Here is a 16,973-nt window from a genome sequence, read left to right as displayed (position 1 = left end):
ACTGGAGAACGACAGTGATTGGTCAAAAATGGAATGTGATGGTCACCGGTGGTGCCGGCTATGTCGGTAGCGTGCTGGTTCCCCAGTTGCTCGCTGCGGGCCACAAGGTCACCGTGCTCGATCTGTTCATGTATGGCGAGGACGTGTTCGATGGCGTCCGCAACAATCCCGATTTGCGCCTGATCAAGGGCGACATCCGTGACGAAGCCGCGATCAACGAGGCCCTGCGCGGCAACAACGCCGTGATTCACCTCGCCTGCATCTCCAACGACCCGTCGTTCGAGCTGGATCCGGGGCTCGGCAAGTCCATCAATTACGACTGCTTCCGGCCGATGGTGCGCGCCGCCAAGAAGGCGGGCATCAAGCGCTTCATCTACGCCTCATCGTCCAGCGTCTACGGCATCAAGGACGAAGCCGAGGTGACGGAGGACCTGTCCTGCGAGCCGCTCACGGACTACTCGAAATTCAAGGCGATGTGCGAGACCGACCTTGCCGACGAGGCCGCGCCCGGCTTCGTCACCTGCACGGTTCGCCCCGCCACCGTCTGCGGCTACGCACCGCGGCAACGGCTCGACGTCGTCGTCAACATCCTGACGAATCTCGCGGTCAACACCGGCCGCATCCGCGTGTTCGGTGGAACGCAGCGCCGGCCCAATCTGCACATCGAGGACATGTCAGCCGCCTATCTGTTCCTGCTCCAGCAGGATGACGCAAAGATCGACGGCAAGACCTACAATATCGGCTACGAGAACCATTCGCTGATGAAGATCGCCGACATCGTCAAGTCGGTGGTCGGCAGCAATGTCGACGTCGTCGTCGAGCCGACCGACGATCTCCGCTCCTACCACGTCTCTTCGGAGAAGATCCGCCGCGAGCTCGGCTTTGCGCCGACCCACACGATCGAGCAGGCCGTGTCCGGACTCGTGAACGCCTTCAAGGGGGGCCGCCTGCCGAACTCGCTCAACGACCCCCGGTACTTCAACATCAAGATGATGCAGAACATCAGCCTGAAGTGAGCGGCGTGCGGATCGGCATCGATTTCGACAACACGATCATCTGCTACGACAAGGTCTTTGCCGCCGTCGCACGTCAGCGTGGGCTGGTGCCGGAAGGATGGGAGGGGCTGAAGACCGACCTACGGGATCATCTCCGGTCCCGCGCGGGCGGCGAGCTCGCCTGGCAAGGACTGCAAGGCTTCGTCTACGGCAAGGGAATTGGCGGCGCCGAGATCTATCCCGGAGTGCGAGAATTCCTGGCGGCGTGCAGGCAGACCGGCGCGAAGGTCTCCATCGTCAGCCACAAGACCCGATTCGGTCATCAGGACCCCGACCGCATCGACCTGCGTGACGCCGCGCGCAGCTGGCTACGGGAAGCCAGCCTGATCGACGCTGCGGATGCGGCGCTGGCCATCGGCGACGTCTATTTCGAAGACACACTGGCCGCCAAAGTCGCGAGGCTCGCGCGCCTGGAGCTCGACGTCTTCATCGACGATCTCGTCGAGGTCTTCGAGCAACCGCATTTTCCGAAGACCACGCGATCGATCCTGTTCACGCAGGCGCAGCCTCCCCACCCCGAACACTGCAAGCCGATCGCGACATGGGCCGATATCCGCCGCGAGGTGTTTGCGGCATGAGCGAGACCGACATCACCGCGCCGGATGCGATAGCGATCGGCAGCCGCCTGGCCGGTGCGCGTGTCGCAACCGCCCAGCCGGCACGGTCCGGCGGCAACAACAGGGTGTTTCGGCTGGAGATGGCGGAGGGACCGCCCCTCGCCCTCAAGCAATATCCGTCCGACGGACGCGATCGCCTGGGACAGGAGTATGATGCACTCTCGTTCCTGGCGCGCCACGGCATCACGTCGACACCGCAGCCGGTCGCGAAGGACGCAGATGCGTTCTGCGCGCTGTACCAATGGTTCGACGGCGAGGCCGCGGTGCTGCGCCCCCAAGGCGACGATGCCGATCAGCTCGCCGATTTCCTCATCGAGCTGCAGAAGCTGCGCGAGGCCGAAGGCGCGCAAAATCTGCGCAACGCCTCAGCCAGCATCTTTTCGCCCGAAGCGGCCATCGCCCAGTACGAGCAGCGGCTGGACGGACTGAGGCGGGCTTCGGATGGTCATCCCGACCTGCGCGCGTTCATGGAAGGCAGCCTGGTTCCCAGCACTGGCGTCGCGATTCGGCAGCTCCGCCGGCGCTACGCGGAACTGGGCTGGGATCCAACGGCGGACCTCGCGCCGAGCCATCGCGCGCTGAGTCCGTCCGATTTCGGACTGCACAACGCGTTGCGCGCCGAAGACGGGCGCTTGCGATTCATCGACTTCGAATATTTCGGCTGGGACGATCCGGTCAAGCTCGTGTCCGACACCGCCATTCACCCCGGCAGCAACCTGCCTGAAGCGAGCGCGAATCGTTTGATCGAACGGCTGTCGCGCGCCTTCGAGGCGAGCGATGACGCGTTTGCGATCCGACGTGACGTACTGTATCCTGTGTTCAAGGGAATCTGGTGCCTGATTGTCCTGAACGCCTATTTGCCGGACAGCCGCTCCCGGCGCGCAATGGCTGCGCAAGGTGGCGATGTTAGGATCCGCCTCGCCGGTCAGCTCGACAAAGCCCGCCGGCTTCACCAGACGATTCGGCCAACCGATTTACCGAAGTGACCCAGATCTCACCTCACGCTGAAGCCGCCCTCACCTGCACGCTGGATGAGCGCAGCCTTTATCTGCGCCGCCTGGTGCTCGGTTCTGTCCGCTCCGCGGGGCGCGGACATGTCGGTCCGGCGTTGTCGCTGATCGAGATGGTCCGCGTGCTCTACGACGACGTGCTGCGGATCGATCCGGACAACCCGCGCGATCCGGCCCGCGACCGCGCGATCCTCAGCAAGGGACACGGCTGTCTGGCACTCTATGCGCTGTTGGCCGATCGCGGCTTCTTTCCTTTGTCGGAGCTGGACGGTTTCTGCGGCCCCGACAGCATTTTAGGCGGACATCCCGAGTACGGAATGGTGCCGGGTGTCGAGGCCTCGACCGGCGCGCTCGGACACGGCCTGTCGATCGGTGTCGGCCTCGCGCTCGCCGCGCGCATGCGCGAGCGCTCCTATCGCACCTTCGTCCTGCTCGGCGACGGCGAGATCAACGAGGGGTCTGTGTGGGAAGCCGCCATGGGCGCCGCCAAGCACGGGCTCGACAATCTGGTCGCGCTGATCGACTACAACAAGCTGCAGAGCTACGGGCCCACCGATTGCGTCCTGCCGCTGGAGCCGCTCGCGGACAAATGGCGCAGCTTCGGCTTTGCCGTCCAGGAGCTCAACGGCCACGACGTCGGCGCCCTGCGCGCCGTCCTGAAGCAGGTCCCGGCCGTTCCGGGAAAGCCCACCGCGATCATCTGCCATACCGTCAAGGGCAAGGGTCTGCCGGCCGCGGAATCCAACGCCGATTGGCATCACAAGAACAAGCTCACCGACGGCGAGCTCGACGCCATCCGCGTCGCCGTCGGCGATTTTTGATCGGCTCATCATGCGCAACACCGCGATGAACATGGTCCACAAGCTCGCCACGCGCGACGAGCGTGTGCTCTACATCGGCTCCGATCCCGGCGCGGGCACCTTGCGCGCGATGAGCAAGGAGTTTCCCAAGCGCCATCTGATCGAAGGCATTTCGGAAGCACACATCATCGGCATGTCGGCCGGTCTCGCGATGGAAGGCTTCGTGCCCTACGTCAACACCATCGCCACATTCCTCACCCGCCGCTGCTACGAGCAAGTCGCCGTCGATCTCTGCCTGCATAATCTGCCGGTGCGGCTGATCGCCAATGGCGGCGGGCTCGTCTACGCGCCGCTCGGCCCCACTCACCAGGCGATCGAGGACATCGCCATCATGCGGGCGCTGCCGAACATGACGGTGGTCTGCCCGTGCGACGCCGACGAGGCGGCGCGGCTGATGGAGCAAACGCTCGACTGGACCGGACCGATCTACATCCGGCTCGGCAAAGGCGGCGACGCCGTGGTCTCGAAGGCCGAGCACGGCTTCGAGATCGGCAAAGCCATCCTGATGCGGCCGCCCGGCGACGTCGTCATGGTCACGACAGGCATCATGCTCCAGCGCGCACTCGCTGCGGCGGATCTGCTGGCGGCGCAGGGCATTCGCGCCGGCATCCTGCACATGCACACCGTCAAGCCGCTCGACACCGAGGCGCTGCTGCAAGCGATCCGGGGCACCAGGCTGGTCGCGACGCTGGAGGAGCACGTGCCCTCCGGCGGCCTCGGCAGCGCGGTCGCCGAGGCGCTGATCGACAAGCTCGGCTCCGGCCTGCCCGCGATGCTGCGGTTGTCGCTGCCGGACCGGTTCATGCACAATTACGGATCGCAGGACTCGCTGCTGAAGAAGCACGGACTTTCCGCCGACGCCATTGCGACCTCGATCGCGCGCGCGCTCCCCGCCTCGCACACCTCCTCTCCGCAACTTCATTCCACCTGACGGGCCCCATGCAGGACGTTCGATATTCCTATCTGCTCGAGCAATTCTCCGACCCGGCACCGATCCTGGCCGAGATCGGCCGACTGGTGGCGACGGGTGACTTCACCCTGGGCAAGCCGGTCGCCGAATTCGAACGGCGCTTTGCCGAGCTGATCGGCGTGCGTCACGCCATCGGCGTCGGATCGGGCACCGATGCACTCAAGTTGCCGCTCAAGGCACTCGGCATCGGCCATGGCGACGAGGTCATCACGGCCGCCAACACTTTCATCGCCACCGTCGGCGCCATCGCCGAGACCGGCGCGACCCCGGTGCTGGTCGACTGCGACGACTCCTTCTGCATGAACGTCGATTACGTCGAAGCCGCGATCACGGAGAAGACCAAGGCGATCATGCCGGTTCAATTGACCGGCGAGGTCACCGACATGGGCAAGCTGATGGCGATCGCCCAGCGCCACAACATCCCCGTGGTCGAGGATTCCTGCCAGGGCATCCTGTCGGAGTTCGCGGGAAAACGGTCCGGCACCCACGGTATCGCGGCCGGCTTCTCCCTGCATCCGCTCAAGAACCTCAACGTCTGGGGCGATGCCGGTGTCGTCGTCACCAATGACGATGGGATGAACGAGCGGCTTCGTCTGATCCGCAACCACGGCATGAAGAATCGCGACGAGATCGCGATCCTCGGCTGCAATTCGCGGCTCGATTCCCTCCAGGCGGTCGTCGGCAACTGGCTGATCGGCCAGACAAGCGAGATCACGCGCCGTCGGATCGAGAACGCGGCCTATTACGATTCGGGCCTTGCCGGCCTGCCCGGCCTGCGCATTCCGCCGCGCAGGCCCAACGTGAAGCACGTCTACCATCTCTACATGGTGTTCGCCGAGCGTCGCGACGAGCTCTACAAATACTGCCTGGACAACGGCATCGAAGCGAAGATCCACTATCCCATCCCGCTGTATCAGCAGGAAGGTCTCAAGCACCTCGGCTACGCGCCGGGCACCTTCCCGGTCACCGACCGCCATGCCCAGGAAGTCATCAGCTTCCCCGTCGACCAGCATCTGACGCGCGCCCAGCAGGACCGCGTCATCGAGATCGTCCGGAAGTTCTGCCATGGACGGTGACACCGGCCGCCGACGCATAGGTTACGTCAATCTTCCCGCGCAATTCGAGGAAGAGCGCGTCGAGATCCTGCAGGCAGTCGAGGGCGTGTTCCAGCGCGGCGATTTCATCGGCGGCGCGGCCGTCGCGAAGCTTGAGGAAGAGCTCACCACCTATCTCGGCTCGCCGCATGTGGTGACGCTGAATTCCGGCACCGATGCGCTGATCCTGTCGTTGCGGGCGCTCAACATCGGTCCGGGGGACGAGGTGATCACCCCGCCGAATTCGTTCGTGGCATCGACCGCCGCCATCATCGCCGTCGGCGCCAGGCCCGTGTTTGCGGACGTGCTACCGGACCAGAATATCGATCCCGCCGCAGTCGAGGCCGCCGTCACCTCGCGGACCAGGGCCATCATGCCGGTGCACCTGACCGGGCGCATGGCCGACATGAACCCGCTGATGGCGATCGCCGCCAAGCATGCTCTCGCCGTGATCGAGGACAGCGCGCAGGCCGTCGGCTCGACCTATGACGGGCGGATGAGCGGGACCATCGGAACGTTCGGCTGCTTCTCCGCCCACCCGCTGAAGAACCTCAATGCGGCGGGCGACGCCGGCTTCGTCGTCACCGCCGACGCCGAGCTTGCCGCGAGAATTCGCCGCCTGCGCAATCACGGCCTGATCAATCGCAGTGACGTCCAGGAATGGGGCATCGTGTCACGCCTCGACACGGTCCAGGCCGAGGTGCTCCGGATTCGCTTGCGTCACCTGCCCTCTGTCATCGAACGCCGGCGCCGCAACGCCGCGCAATACCGCGCCGAGCTCGCCGGCCTTCCCCTGTTCATCCCTGTTTGCCGCAATATCGAGTTCAACACCTTCCACACCTTCGTCGTGCAGACGGACCGTCGCGAAGACTTCCAGAAATATCTTGCGGACAAGGGCATCGAGACCGCGATCCATTATCCGGTACCGATCCACCTCCAGGAGGCGGCGGCGCATCTGGGTCACGGTCGCGGCGCGTTCCCGGTGACCGAGCGGCAGGCGGATCAGATCCTCACGCTTCCCATCAACCAGTTCCTCTCGGCCTCGGATATCAGCTATGTTTGCGCGACCGCCCGGGAGTATTTTGCATGACGGACACGGCGTTCCTCGAGGCCGATGAGCAGGCACTGGCGCAACGCTTCATCGACGACGGCTTCGTCACCACGCCGGCCGACGATCGCGCCGGGCTCGACCGGATCCAGCGGCGCGCCGCCGAGCTCGCGGCGGACTATCTGAAGCTGCCAGACGGCAACGACCCCTACGCGATGCTCGACACCATCCACACGCGGGTGAGCGTAGATGATCTCAACGGCCTGCGGCTGCACGTCTTCAACGGCCTCAACGCCGAGCCATGGTTCCGGCCGACCTATTTCCGTCTGGCGCGCTCGACGATCGAGACCATCGTCGGCAACGAGCTCTGCATGCAACGCCGCGTCAATCTCAGCATCCAGCTTCCCGGAGACGATTCGTCGCTCCTCGCCACCCATTCCGACGTCTGGTCGGGCGACTCGCCGTTCGAGGTCGTGGTGTGGGTACCGCTGGTCGACGTCCACCGCACCAAATCGATGTATCTGCTGCCGCCATCCCTGAACGGCGAGATGCAGGACCGGATGGCCAGCCTGCGCAGCGCCGAGGAACTCTACCAGACCATCAAGCCGCACGCGACGTTCATCGAGATTCCCTACGGTCACGTGATGCTGTTCAACCAGACCCTGATGCACGGCAATCGCGTCAACGAGGAAGCCGGCTCGCGCTGGAGCATGAACTGCCGTTTCAAAAGCATCATGTCGCCCTACGCGGACAAGCGATTCGGCGAATTCTTCGAACCGATCCTGCTGCGTCCGGCGACACGTGTCGGCATGCAATACAAGCTCCCGGGAGGTTTCCATGGCTGAGCGAGCCGGCCATCGCGGCTATATCGGCGCCCGGCCGCTGAACGGCAGCCGTACTCCCCAGCACGTTCAGAACATCGTAATTCGCGACTATGCGCGGCGGAAGAATCTGCATTATCTGCTCAGCGCCGCCGAGCACACCATGCAAGGCAGCTACATGGTGCTCGAGGACATCCTCGACGAGCTGCCCCGGTTGCGCGGCCTGATTCTCTACAGCATCTTCATGCTGCCGCCCGACGAGGCACGGCGGCGGGAGATCTATGACCGCGTACTGAGCGAGGGCTGCGATCTGCACGCGGCCGTCGAGGAGATCACGCTGTCCTCGCGCGACAACATCCAGGCCGTCGAGGACGTCCTGCTCGTCAACAAATTCGCGACCATCCTGTGACGACGCCGCGGACCGGTTGAGGACAATGACCGAGATCAATCTGCTCCAGCCGATGCACGCATCGACCAAGCGGAACTACGTTCAGCGGGTTGTCGAGCACGACAAGGCGGAATCCGCCACTGTCGCGCGGCAATGGGGGCGCGACTACTGGGACGGCGACCGCCGCTATGGCTATGGCGGTTACCGCTACGACGGACGCTGGCGCCCGCTCGCTCAGACCCTGATCGATCGCTATGGCATCAAGCCCGGGATGAGCGTGCTCGATGTCGGCTGCGGCAAGGGCTATTTGCTCTACGAGTTCACCCAGCTCGTCCCCGGCCTCACCATCGCCGGCATCGACATCTCCGACTATGGCATTGGCAACGCCAAGGAAGAGGTGCAACCGCAATTGAAGGTCGGCAGCGCCGTCGAGCTCCCCTACCCCGACCACAGCTTCGATCTCGTGGTGTCGCTCGGCGTGCTCCACAATCTTCCGCTCGAAGACGTCTTCCGCGCCGTGTCCGAGATCGAGCGCGTTGGACGCGGCACCTCGAAATATCTGATGGTGGAGTCGTTCCGCGACGAGCGCGAGAAGGCGAACCTACTCTACTGGCAGCTCACCTGCCTGAGTTTTCATGGTCCGGAGACGTGGGCCTGGATCTACGACAAATGCGGCTACCGGGGCGACCATGGGTTCATCTTCTTCGAATGAAGCAACGGGCCTGCGCCGGCCGGCCTCGCTACGCGCGCAAAATCCCGAAGTGTATTATTCGGACGACGCCATCGTCACGGCGAACGACGCCACGATCGCGGAGCTGAAGCGCATCGCCGCAGGCAATCCGCGTCTGCGCAGCCGGCTGTGCACGCATCCTGATCCCTCGTCCGGCCTGCACGAGATGCTGATCGTGCATCATTGCGAGGCCTATGTGCGGCCTCACAAGCACTTTGGCAAACCTGAATCGTTTCACCTGATCGAGGGCACTGCGCAGGTCGTGATCTTCGAGGACGACGGCCGCATTCGCGACGTGCTCGAGATGGCGCCGTACGGCCGGGGCGCGCTCTGCTACTACCGGATGCCCGAGCAGTTGTTTCACTCGATCCTGATCACCTCGGAGTGGCTGGTGTTTCACGAAACCACCGCGGGTCCGTTCGACCCCTCCCGCACGGCATTTCCCGACTGGGCACCGGCTGGCAGCGATGCCGCGGCAGTGCAGAACTATGTCACATCGACCGGTGCGCTCGCCGCGGAGCATCTGGCCCATCGCCATACTTCACGAGCCATTCGAGCAGAGGTTCCTACCGATGACTGATCATTGCCGCCTCTGCCATTCGACCAATTTGCGCCCGGTCATCGACCTCGGACAGATGCCGATTGCGCATCGGCTTCGGCACAGCCGCGACGAACAGGACGAACGGTATCCGTTCGAGGTGCTGGCGTGTGGCGAGTGCGGCCTGCCCCAGATCGTCAAGCCGATCGATCCCGACATTCTGTACCGGCAGTTCAACTACAATTTCAGCAGCTGGAAGCCGGAGCCGCATCAGGTCGACGAGCTCGATACCATCGCCAAATTCTCGCCCCATCAATCCGTGTTCGAGATCGGATGCAACGACGGCCTGTTCATGGACAGGCTTCGCGAACGCGGTGCGAAGGTTTTGGTGGGCGTCGAGCCCAACCCGGTGTCGGGCAAGATCGCCCGCGAGCGCGGCATCAAGGTCTATGCCGACATGATCAGCCCGGCGCTGTGTCATGACGCGGTCGCCGAGGCCGGCAGGTTCGACCTCGTCGTCTCGCGCCAGGTGCTGGAGCACATCGTCGATTTCGAGAACTTTTTCGACTGCGTGAAAATCGCGCTGCGCGACGACGGGCTGCTGTTCATCGACGTGCCTGATTTCGCGCCCGGCTCGACGGCAGGTGATCTCTCGGTCCTGTGGGAGGAACACGTCAGCTACTTCACCGAGCCGACGCTGCTCGCGCTGCTGGCCCGTCACGGCTTCGAGGCGATTTCGGTGAAGAAATACAATTTCAGCGGCGGCAGCCTCGCGATCGCAGCCCGGCGCGCGACGCGCGACGTGAGGCCTCCGCCCGCTCCTGCCGGCGTCGGCGAAAGGTTCGGCCAGCGCGCCAGGGAGTACGGCGCGCGTCTTCGCCCGATCCTCGCCAAGGCCCGCGCCAACGGCGCCGAGATCGCCATCTATGGCGCCGGCTGCCGCGCCTGCACCTTCACCAATGCCCATGAACTCGCGGATCTCGTCGACCTCTCGGTCGACGACCAGAAGGAGCGCCAGGGCTTGTTCCTGCCCGGCACCGGCATTCCGATCCGCCCGCCGGAGAACCTCGCCGGCAAGTCGGATCCGCTTGTCTGTCTTCTGGCCGTGAACCAGGAGAACGAAGACAAGGTCGGCAGACGGCTGCGCGAAAACGTGAAGCGTCCGCTCCACATCGTATCGATCTTCGCGCCCTCGGACATCTGGAGCGAGCTCGATCGCCTCGAGGCCGCCGCAGGGTCGCGGCATGGCTGAGGACAAGCTCTTCAACTATTACGAACGTCAGGACGTCCTGCCGACGTTCGGGAATTTCAAATCCGCCGCCGAACTCGAAGCCTATGCCGGCCTGCGGCGCGAGTTGTTTTCTGACAAGCTGGTGCTGCCGCCGCGGTTGTTCCGCGACGCCGACGTGCTCGAATTCGGCCCCGATTCCGGTGAGAACGCGCTGGTGTTTGCCGGCTGGGGCGCAAACATGACGCTCGCCGAGCCGAACCGGCATGCGCACGCGAAAATCCAGGCTTACTTCGCACATTTCAACCAGGCTCAACGTCTGCGCGAACTCGTATCGTTCGATGTCGAAGGATTTCGCAGCGATCGTCGCTTCGACATCATCGATGCCGAAGGATTCATCTACACGGTGCAGCCGACTGAAAATTGGCTCGGCATCTTTCACCGGCTGCTCAACCCGGACGGCTACGCCGTCGTGTCCTACTACGAGCGCTATGGCGGCTTCTTCGAGCTCGCGCTCAAGGCGATTCATGCGGCGGGCAAGGTGCTGACGGGCCGTCCCGGGCTCGAAACCGCGAAGATGCTGTTCGACGCGAAATGGGACAGCATCCCGCATACGCGCAGCTTCGAATCCTGGCTGATGGACGTGCTCGAAAATCCTTTCGTCCGGCACCGCTACTTCCTCGACGCGGGAGCCTTGTGCAAGGCGGCGCATGAGCAGGGATTCGACATCCATTCGGGGTGGCCCGTCTATCGCGACAGCCTGGACGTCTACTGGCACAAGAAGGTCCTCTCCGACGACGAGAAGCTGCGCCGCGCGACGCGCCACCTCGGTCGCAGCCGTCTGAGCTTTCTCGGTGGACGGAAGCTCTATCTGGCCGGCAAGACCGAGATGGTCGAGGCGATCTCGGCTTCGATCGAGACACTGGTTGTCGATGTCGATGCGATGATCGACGATCCCTTCGGCGCCAGCCTGCCCCGTGTGATCGCGAGCCTTGCGTCGCTGCGCGAGACGATACCGGCGACGGACATTCTTGCCGACGATGCGTCCGACATCGATGCCATCATGGCGACCCTCGACAGCTTCCATCGTATCTTTGGCGCGATCGGGCGACGGGACGTGTCCACAGTCACGGCCCTCACCCAGTCCGACCAGGCGTTCATCAACACCTGGGGACAGCCGGCGCACTTTCTTGTTATCCGGAAACGCTTCGAGGGGTCCTAGCAAGTGAGGCCAGGCATTGGCATCATCGGAACGGGCATGGTCGGTCAGATGTGCCACCTCGCCAATTTCGTCGCCAACCCCGCCTGCCGCGTCGTCGCGATCGCGGATCTCCGGCCCGACCTCGCTGCCGCAGCGGCGCAAAAATTCGACATCGCGCGGGTCTACGGCACGCACCGGGAACTGCTGGCGGACAGCGAAGTGTCGGCCGTCGTCGTCGTGACGAAGCGTCGCGCCACCGGCCCGATCGTGCTGGATGCGTTGAGCAGTGGCCGCCATGTGCTGTCGGAAAAGCCGATGGCCTACACCGCGGCTCAGGCCGTTTCACTGACCGAGGCGGCGCTCCGGCACAAGCTCGTCTACAGCATCGGCTACATGAAGCGTCACGACGCCGGGGTGGCGCGCGCGATAGCCGAGTTGGCACGCCTACGAGCGGATCAGTCGCTTGGACGCGTTGTCGGCGCGCGAGGCTGGTGCTTCGGCGGCAGCACTGGCCGGTCCCAGGACAACTTTGTCATGACCGGCGAAGTGCGGCCGGACGGGCTCGAGCTCTGGCAGGACGGCCCCGACTGGATGCCGGGTGCGATGCGACCCGGCTACGACAGTTTTCTGAACGTGTTCAGCCATATCATCAACCTCGCGCGCTACATGCTCGGATCGTCACCGACGGTCGCGGAAAGCACCATCGAGAGCTCGGGCGCGGCGACCGTGACACTCGACTTCGACGGCGTCGCCTGCGCGCTGCAACTCGCAAATGGATCCGACGGCGTCTGGCGCGAGGGGCTGAGCATCGAATTCGAGCGGGGCGCGCTGACCATCGAATTGCCCCCACCGTTTGCCGAGCAGGAGGCGGAGGTCATCCTCGATCAGCAAGGACAACGCGCGCGATTGTCGCGCGACACGAGCTGGGCGTTTCGGCGTCAAGCCGATGCATTCGTCGCCGATATCGTGGAACAGCGGACGCCGCTGGCTTCCGGCGCAGATTCCGTGGCCGACATCGCCCTTGCGGAGGCGATCTGGAAACGGCAGGTCAGCGGTTAGGTTTCACGCCGTCCGGCGACAATATCCGGGTGATGGCTGATCGCCCACGCTCTAGCTAAGTGTTTGATTTCGCTGGCAGGAGTGGCAGGGCTCGAACCTGCGACCCCCGGTTTTGGAGACCGGTGCTCTACCAATTGAGCTACACTCCTACGGACCCTGCGTTGCCGCGCGGATCAGGCCGCTTTGAAGCACAGGGGGCGGCCGGATTGCAAGGCCGGATTGCAAGGGTGAAGCGCGCTGGCTTCGCTTGTTTGTGCCGCGCCTTCTGGGCCACAGTCCGCTCCGAACAATAATAAGCAACCGGGAGTGCCCATGACTGCCCAAGCCTTTGCGACTGCCCAAGCGTCCGCGACAGCCGCCCATCGCCCCTCCACCGCGCCGAAAACCCCGCCTCTGCCGGAATCCCGCCCCGAGACGCTCGGGCTGTCGCGCCCTCGCCTCCAGGCCATGTCGGACGCCTTCAAGCGCGAGATCGACAAGGGAACCGTGCCGGGCGTTACCGCGCTGGTGGCACGGCACGGTCAGGTCGGCTGGTTCGAGGCGCTCGGCAGGCAGAGCCCGGCGGGCGCGGCGCCGATGGCGCATGATTCGATCTTCCGCATCTTCTCGATGACCAAGCCGATCGTGTCGGTCGGCATCATGACGCTGGTCGAGGACGGGCACCTGATTCTTGCCGACCCCGTCGCGAAATTCATCCCGGAGTGCGCCGATCAGAAGGTCGGCGTGATCAGCGGCGGCAAGCTGGAACTGGTTCCGCCGAAGCGCCCGATGACGGTGCAGGACCTGCTCCGCCACACCTCCGGCCTGACCTACGAGCACCAGGGCGACGGCCCCGTGCACAAGATCTACCAGGAGTCGCGGGTGCGCAGCCGCAAGATCACCAACGCCGAGCACGCCGCCCTGGTGGCGAGCTTCCCGCTGGTCTGCCATCCCGGCGACGAGTTCAACTACAGCCGCTCCACCGACATCCTCGGTCGCATCATCGAGGTGGTCAGCGGCAAGTCGCTCGGCACGTACCTCACTGAACGCATTCTCACGCCCTTGCAGATGGCCGAGACCGGCTTTGCGACAGCTGAGGCCAATGCCGGCCGGCTTGCCGAGCCGTTCGCGGCCGATCCCTGGACCGGCGACAAGGTCGCGCTGTTCAACATGCTCGAGCAGCCCATCATGGAGTCCGGCGGCGGCGGCCTCGTCTCCACCACCATGGACTATGCCCGCTTCGCGCTGATGCTGCGCAATGGCGGCACGCTCGACGGCAACAGGATCATCGGCCGCAAGACGCTGGAACTGATGGCCTCCGATCATCTCGGACCTCACGTCGTGACCAACGGCACGCTGCTGTCGCCCGGCCATGGTTTCGGCCTCGGCTTCGCGGTGCGCCGCGAGGCCGGCATCGCGCCCTTCCCCGGCAGCGTCGGCCAGTATTTCTGGAGTGGCATTGCGGGGACGTTCTTCTGGATCGATCCCAAGGAGGATCTGTTCGTCGTGTTCATGAGCCAGGGCCCGGGGCAGCGCGATTATACGCGAACGCTGGTGCGGGATCTGGTGTACGCGGCGGTGGATTGAGATCCGGCTCTCGTGCCCCGGACGCGCTGCAACGCCCTTAGCGTTGCTGCGCAGAGCCGGGGCCTATGCCTCCGCGATCTCGACCCCCTCACCTCTGGCTCCCGGCTCTGCGGAGCGGCACTTCGCGCCGCACCGCGTCCGGGACACGAGACCGTCAACTGATCGTCGCGCCGCCGTCGATCACCATGGTCTGGCCGGTCATGAAGTCGCCGGCCCTCGAGCCCAGGAACACCGCGGCGCCCGCGATCTCGTCGGGCACGCCGATGCGCAGCAGCGGCGAACGCGCGGTCGAGGCTTTCAAATTCTCCGGATTGTCCCACAGCGCTTTCGCGAAGTCGGTCTTGATCAGGCCGGGCGCGATGCAGTTCACGCGGATGTTGTGCGGGCCATATTCGCAGGCCAAATTGCGCGCGAGCTGCATGTCGGCGGCTTTCGAGATCGCGTAGGCGCCGAGGATGGTCGAGCCCTTCAGGCCGCCGATCGAGGAGACGATGATGATCGAACCGTCCTTGCGCTCGATCATCTGCGGCACCACCATCGAGATCAGCCAGTTGTTGGCGACGATGTTGTTGTCCAGGATCTTCCTGAACTGATCGTCGGAGATGCCGGCGAGCGGACCGTAATACGGGTTCGACGCGGCGTTGCAGACCAGCACGTCGATCTTGCCGAAGGCGCGGTTGCTCTCGTCGATGAGGTTCTGCAGGTTTTCCTTCGACGAGATGTTGGCGGCGATCGCAACCGCCGTGTCCTTGCCGAACTTGTCGTTGATGCTCTTGGCGACCTGGTCGCAAACGTCGGCCTTGCGCGAGGAGATCACCACCTTGGCGCCGTGTTCGGCCATGCGCTCGGCGATCGCAAGCCCGATGCCGCGCGTCGAGCCGGTGATGACGGCGACTTTCCCCTTCATGTCGAACAAGGTCATGTTTCTCTCCCAGATTGATCTTCGTGTTCATTGTGATTCCGGGGCGGCGAAGCCGAACCCGGAATCTCGAGATTCCGGGTCCGGTCCTGCGGACCGTCCCGGAATGACAGCTCACTCAGGCGAGCTTCTTGACTTCCGGTCCCGCGGGTTGATGCATCGCCGCATGCGCATCGTCCGCGATCCACGGCTGCTGGTTCACCATCGGCAGCCGCCAGACATTGCGCTCGGGACTTGCGAAATAGTCGAGCCGCGTCACCGAGCAATTGTCGATATCGAACGCGAGCCCCCGCTCCGGCTGATTGTCGAGCGCCAGCCCCAGCGCCGCCTTGATGGTGCCGCCATGTGCGACCGCGATCACGTCCTGCCCGGCGGCCTCATTGTTGATCCGCTCGATGGTGCGGCGGGTGCGGTTGTAGAGGTCCATGAAGCTTTCGCCGCCGGGTGCAGGCTCGTTGATGTCGGCAAACCAGCTCGATCCGACGGGACGGCTGGCGATGAACTCGGCGCGGTTCATGCCCTGCCAGCGGCCGAGGTTTTGTTCGGCGAGGTCCGCTTCCCATGTCATCGATGCGGGCCTCGGAAAACCGGCCGCCCAGATCGCTTCGGCGGTCTGATGCGTGCGCATCAGATTGCTCGAATACCAGACCGCCTTGCGTGGCAGCACCTTGGCAACAGCATTGAAGACGTAGGTATCGCTGGTGTCGCAGGCGAGATCAGACTGACCGTAGATGTTGCCGCCGTCATTGCGCACGGGCGCATGACGGACCCACCACCAGCGCGTCGTCACCACTTTGGGCTTGTCTGCACCTGCCATCGAAACCCTTCCATCCCGTTTGATGTCGCTGTACGTCAGTAGCGAACGTGTCTCAAGACACTTTACCGTTTGAAATCTTGTTTGAAATTCCGTCGCGCGGCAAGCGTCGCGTGCGAACCAAAGGGAGACAACGCATGGGCCGTCTGCAAGGCAAATCCGTCATCATCACCGGTGCCGGCAGCGGCATCGGCCGCGCGGCCGCGCTGCTGTTCACGAGAGAAGGCGCCAAGCTGATCGCGGTCGATCGCACCGAGGCGGTGAAGGAGACGGTCGACGAGGTGAAGAAGGCCGGCGGTGTCGCGGAAGCGATGATAGCGGATGCGGGCTCCGAAAAGGACGTCATGGCCGTGATCGACAAGGCGGTGAAGACGCACGGCCGGCTCGACGTGATCTGGGCCAATGCCGGCGTCTCCGGCGGACTCGTCCCGCTCGGCGAGCAGACCGTCGAGCAATGGCAGGAGGTTTTGCGCATCAATCTGATCGGGCCGTTTCTCGCGGTGAAGCATGCGATGCCGCACATGGTGAAGCAGCAGTCCGGCGCGATCGTGCTGACCGCGTCCGTCGCCGGCCTCAAGGCCGGCGCCAGCGGACATCCCTATGCCGCGAGCAAGGCGGGCGTCATCTCCCTGGTGCAGACCACAGCCTACTCGCTCACCGGCACCGGTGTGCGCATCAACGCGGTGTGCCCGGGCCTGATCGAGACCGGCATGACCAAGCCGATCTTCGACCGCGCCAAGGAGCGCGGCACCCAAGACAAGATCGGCCAGCTCAATCCGCTCAAGCGTCCCGGCCAGCCGCACGAGCTCGCCGCGATGGGATTGTTCCTGGCCAGCGACGAGGCGTCGTATGTCAACGGCCAGGCCTTCCCGGTGGACGGCGGACTGACGGCGTCGATGCCGTATACGGGGAAGCCGGTTTAGTTCGCGAACTCCCCTGTCCCGGACGCGGTGCGGCACGCAGTGACGCTCCGCAGAGCCGGGATCCAGAAAGCCACAGCACGTGCTGCGGCATGGGCCCCGGCTCTGCAGCGCATCGTCGAAGAGACGCTGCGC

18 protein-coding genes and 1 tRNA gene are annotated in these 16,973 nt (G+C 64.4%); 16 read left to right on the top strand and 3 right to left on the bottom strand.

The window, feature by feature from the left end:
- Positions 1–14: 14 nt before the first annotated feature.
- From AC0L2F_RS27670 to AC0L2F_RS27605, 14 genes are read left to right on the top strand one after another with little or no spacing between them, the layout of a single operon-like run.
- Entirely contained in the window at positions 15–1,016 is a 1,002-nt protein-coding gene (locus AC0L2F_RS27670) for an NAD-dependent epimerase/dehydratase family protein (RefSeq protein WP_063995924.1), read from the top strand.
- A gap of 5 nt (positions 1,017–1,021) precedes the next feature.
- On the top strand, positions 1,022–1,633 hold the full coding sequence (locus AC0L2F_RS27665) for an HAD family hydrolase (protein ID WP_231170958.1): 612 nt from the start codon (positions 1,022–1,024) through the stop codon (positions 1,631–1,633).
- The gene (locus AC0L2F_RS27660; protein WP_473250604.1) at positions 1,630–2,658 is read left to right on the top strand and encodes an aminoglycoside phosphotransferase family protein; all 1,029 of its coding nucleotides are present in this window, start codon (positions 1,630–1,632) and stop codon (positions 2,656–2,658) included. Before AC0L2F_RS27665 ends, AC0L2F_RS27660 begins: the two co-directional genes overlap by 4 nt.
- Positions 2,655–3,503: a transketolase gene (locus AC0L2F_RS27655; RefSeq protein ID WP_473250603.1), complete on the top strand. Its 849-nt coding sequence runs from the start codon at positions 2,655–2,657 to the stop codon at positions 3,501–3,503. The genes AC0L2F_RS27660 and AC0L2F_RS27655 overlap by 4 nt, the downstream gene beginning before the upstream one ends.
- A gap of 10 nt (positions 3,504–3,513) precedes the next feature.
- Positions 3,514–4,473, top strand: a complete 960-nt coding sequence (locus AC0L2F_RS27650; RefSeq protein WP_473250602.1) for a transketolase family protein — start codon at positions 3,514–3,516, stop codon at positions 4,471–4,473.
- Positions 4,474–4,481: 8 nt separating this feature from the next.
- Positions 4,482–5,588 (top strand): DegT/DnrJ/EryC1/StrS family aminotransferase, encoded by a 1,107-nt coding sequence (locus AC0L2F_RS27645; RefSeq protein ID WP_473250601.1) that lies wholly within the window; start codon positions 4,482–4,484, stop codon positions 5,586–5,588.
- The gene (locus AC0L2F_RS27640; RefSeq protein ID WP_473250600.1) at positions 5,578–6,696 is read left to right on the top strand and encodes a DegT/DnrJ/EryC1/StrS family aminotransferase; all 1,119 of its coding nucleotides are present in this window, start codon (positions 5,578–5,580) and stop codon (positions 6,694–6,696) included. The genes AC0L2F_RS27645 and AC0L2F_RS27640 overlap by 11 nt, the downstream gene beginning before the upstream one ends.
- Positions 6,693–7,499 (top strand): sporadic carbohydrate cluster 2OG-Fe(II) oxygenase, encoded by an 807-nt coding sequence (locus tag AC0L2F_RS27635; RefSeq protein WP_473250599.1) that lies wholly within the window; start codon positions 6,693–6,695, stop codon positions 7,497–7,499. The genes AC0L2F_RS27640 and AC0L2F_RS27635 overlap by 4 nt, the downstream gene beginning before the upstream one ends.
- A complete protein-coding gene (locus tag AC0L2F_RS27630) occupies positions 7,492–7,884 on the top strand; it encodes an LIC12192 family sporadic carbohydrate cluster protein (RefSeq protein ID WP_473250598.1) in 393 nt (130 codons plus the stop codon). Before AC0L2F_RS27635 ends, AC0L2F_RS27630 begins: the two co-directional genes overlap by 8 nt.
- A gap of 25 nt (positions 7,885–7,909) precedes the next feature.
- Complete coding sequence (locus AC0L2F_RS27625; protein WP_473250597.1) at positions 7,910–8,575, top strand: class I SAM-dependent methyltransferase; 666 nt, start codon at positions 7,910–7,912, stop codon at positions 8,573–8,575.
- Positions 8,553–9,173: a WbuC family cupin fold metalloprotein gene (locus AC0L2F_RS27620; protein ID WP_473250595.1), complete on the top strand. Its 621-nt coding sequence runs from the start codon at positions 8,553–8,555 to the stop codon at positions 9,171–9,173. Before AC0L2F_RS27625 ends, AC0L2F_RS27620 begins: the two co-directional genes overlap by 23 nt.
- The gene (locus AC0L2F_RS27615; protein WP_473250594.1) at positions 9,166–10,383 is read left to right on the top strand and encodes a class I SAM-dependent methyltransferase; all 1,218 of its coding nucleotides are present in this window, start codon (positions 9,166–9,168) and stop codon (positions 10,381–10,383) included. Before AC0L2F_RS27620 ends, AC0L2F_RS27615 begins: the two co-directional genes overlap by 8 nt.
- On the top strand, positions 10,376–11,581 hold the full coding sequence (locus tag AC0L2F_RS27610; RefSeq protein ID WP_473250592.1) for a class I SAM-dependent methyltransferase: 1,206 nt from the start codon (positions 10,376–10,378) through the stop codon (positions 11,579–11,581). Before AC0L2F_RS27615 ends, AC0L2F_RS27610 begins: the two co-directional genes overlap by 8 nt.
- Positions 11,582–11,584: 3 nt before the next feature.
- On the top strand, positions 11,585–12,619 hold the full coding sequence (locus AC0L2F_RS27605) for a Gfo/Idh/MocA family protein (protein WP_473250591.1): 1,035 nt from the start codon (positions 11,585–11,587) through the stop codon (positions 12,617–12,619).
- A gap of 73 nt (positions 12,620–12,692) precedes the next feature.
- On the opposite strand, the gene AC0L2F_RS27600 is transcribed toward AC0L2F_RS27605, so the two are convergent.
- Positions 12,693–12,768: transfer RNA gene (locus AC0L2F_RS27600), tRNA-Trp, on the bottom strand.
- A 163-nt stretch (positions 12,769–12,931) separates the two neighbouring features.
- Here AC0L2F_RS27600 and AC0L2F_RS27595 point away from each other — a divergent pair.
- On the top strand, positions 12,932–14,185 hold the full coding sequence (locus tag AC0L2F_RS27595) for a serine hydrolase domain-containing protein (RefSeq protein ID WP_473250590.1): 1,254 nt from the start codon (positions 12,932–12,934) through the stop codon (positions 14,183–14,185).
- Between the two features lie 154 nt (positions 14,186–14,339).
- Here AC0L2F_RS27595 and AC0L2F_RS27590 read toward each other — a convergent pair whose 3' ends face one another.
- Positions 14,340–15,107: an SDR family NAD(P)-dependent oxidoreductase gene (locus tag AC0L2F_RS27590; protein ID WP_007611644.1), complete on the bottom strand. Its 768-nt coding sequence runs from the start codon at positions 15,105–15,107 to the stop codon at positions 14,340–14,342.
- A gap of 115 nt (positions 15,108–15,222) precedes the next feature.
- Complete coding sequence (locus AC0L2F_RS27585; protein ID WP_473250589.1) at positions 15,223–15,921, bottom strand: histidine phosphatase family protein; 699 nt, start codon at positions 15,919–15,921, stop codon at positions 15,223–15,225.
- A 134-nt stretch (positions 15,922–16,055) separates the two neighbouring features.
- Here AC0L2F_RS27585 and AC0L2F_RS27580 point away from each other — a divergent pair, with 134 nt between their 5' ends.
- On the top strand, positions 16,056–16,841 hold the full coding sequence (locus AC0L2F_RS27580) for an SDR family NAD(P)-dependent oxidoreductase (RefSeq protein WP_473250587.1): 786 nt from the start codon (positions 16,056–16,058) through the stop codon (positions 16,839–16,841).
- Positions 16,842–16,973 lie beyond the last annotated feature (132 nt).

The organism is Bradyrhizobium sp. Ken64, assembly GCF_055807555.1.
This window is presented reverse-complemented; position numbering and strand designations above follow the sequence as displayed.

Excerpts from the sequence above, each read along its gene's own strand:
- AC0L2F_RS27660 (WP_473250604.1), top strand. The coding sequence starts at position 1,630 with ATGAGCGAGACCGACATCACCGCGCCGGATGCGATAGCGATCGGCAGC.
- AC0L2F_RS27595 (WP_473250590.1), top strand. The coding sequence starts at position 12,932 with ATGACTGCCCAAGCCTTTGCGACTGCCCAAGCGTCCGCGACAGCCGCC.
- AC0L2F_RS27620 (WP_473250595.1), top strand. The coding sequence starts at position 8,553 with ATGGGTTCATCTTCTTCGAATGAAGCAACGGGCCTGCGCCGGCCGGCC.
- AC0L2F_RS27615 (WP_473250594.1), top strand. The coding sequence starts at position 9,166 with ATGACTGATCATTGCCGCCTCTGCCATTCGACCAATTTGCGCCCGGTC.
- AC0L2F_RS27640 (WP_473250600.1), top strand. The coding sequence starts at position 5,578 with ATGGACGGTGACACCGGCCGCCGACGCATAGGTTACGTCAATCTTCCC.
- AC0L2F_RS27645 (WP_473250601.1), top strand. The coding sequence starts at position 4,482 with ATGCAGGACGTTCGATATTCCTATCTGCTCGAGCAATTCTCCGACCCG.
- AC0L2F_RS27585 (WP_473250589.1), bottom strand. The coding sequence starts at position 15,921 with ATGGCAGGTGCAGACAAGCCCAAAGTGGTGACGACGCGCTGGTGGTGG.
- AC0L2F_RS27625 (WP_473250597.1), top strand. The coding sequence starts at position 7,910 with ATGACCGAGATCAATCTGCTCCAGCCGATGCACGCATCGACCAAGCGG.
- AC0L2F_RS27635 (WP_473250599.1), top strand. The coding sequence starts at position 6,693 with ATGACGGACACGGCGTTCCTCGAGGCCGATGAGCAGGCACTGGCGCAA.
- AC0L2F_RS27630 (WP_473250598.1), top strand. The coding sequence starts at position 7,492 with ATGGCTGAGCGAGCCGGCCATCGCGGCTATATCGGCGCCCGGCCGCTG.
- AC0L2F_RS27610 (WP_473250592.1), top strand. The coding sequence starts at position 10,376 with ATGGCTGAGGACAAGCTCTTCAACTATTACGAACGTCAGGACGTCCTG.
- AC0L2F_RS27590 (WP_007611644.1), bottom strand. The coding sequence starts at position 15,107 with ATGACCTTGTTCGACATGAAGGGGAAAGTCGCCGTCATCACCGGCTCG.
- AC0L2F_RS27650 (WP_473250602.1), top strand. The coding sequence starts at position 3,514 with ATGCGCAACACCGCGATGAACATGGTCCACAAGCTCGCCACGCGCGAC.
- AC0L2F_RS27580 (WP_473250587.1), top strand. The coding sequence starts at position 16,056 with ATGGGCCGTCTGCAAGGCAAATCCGTCATCATCACCGGTGCCGGCAGC.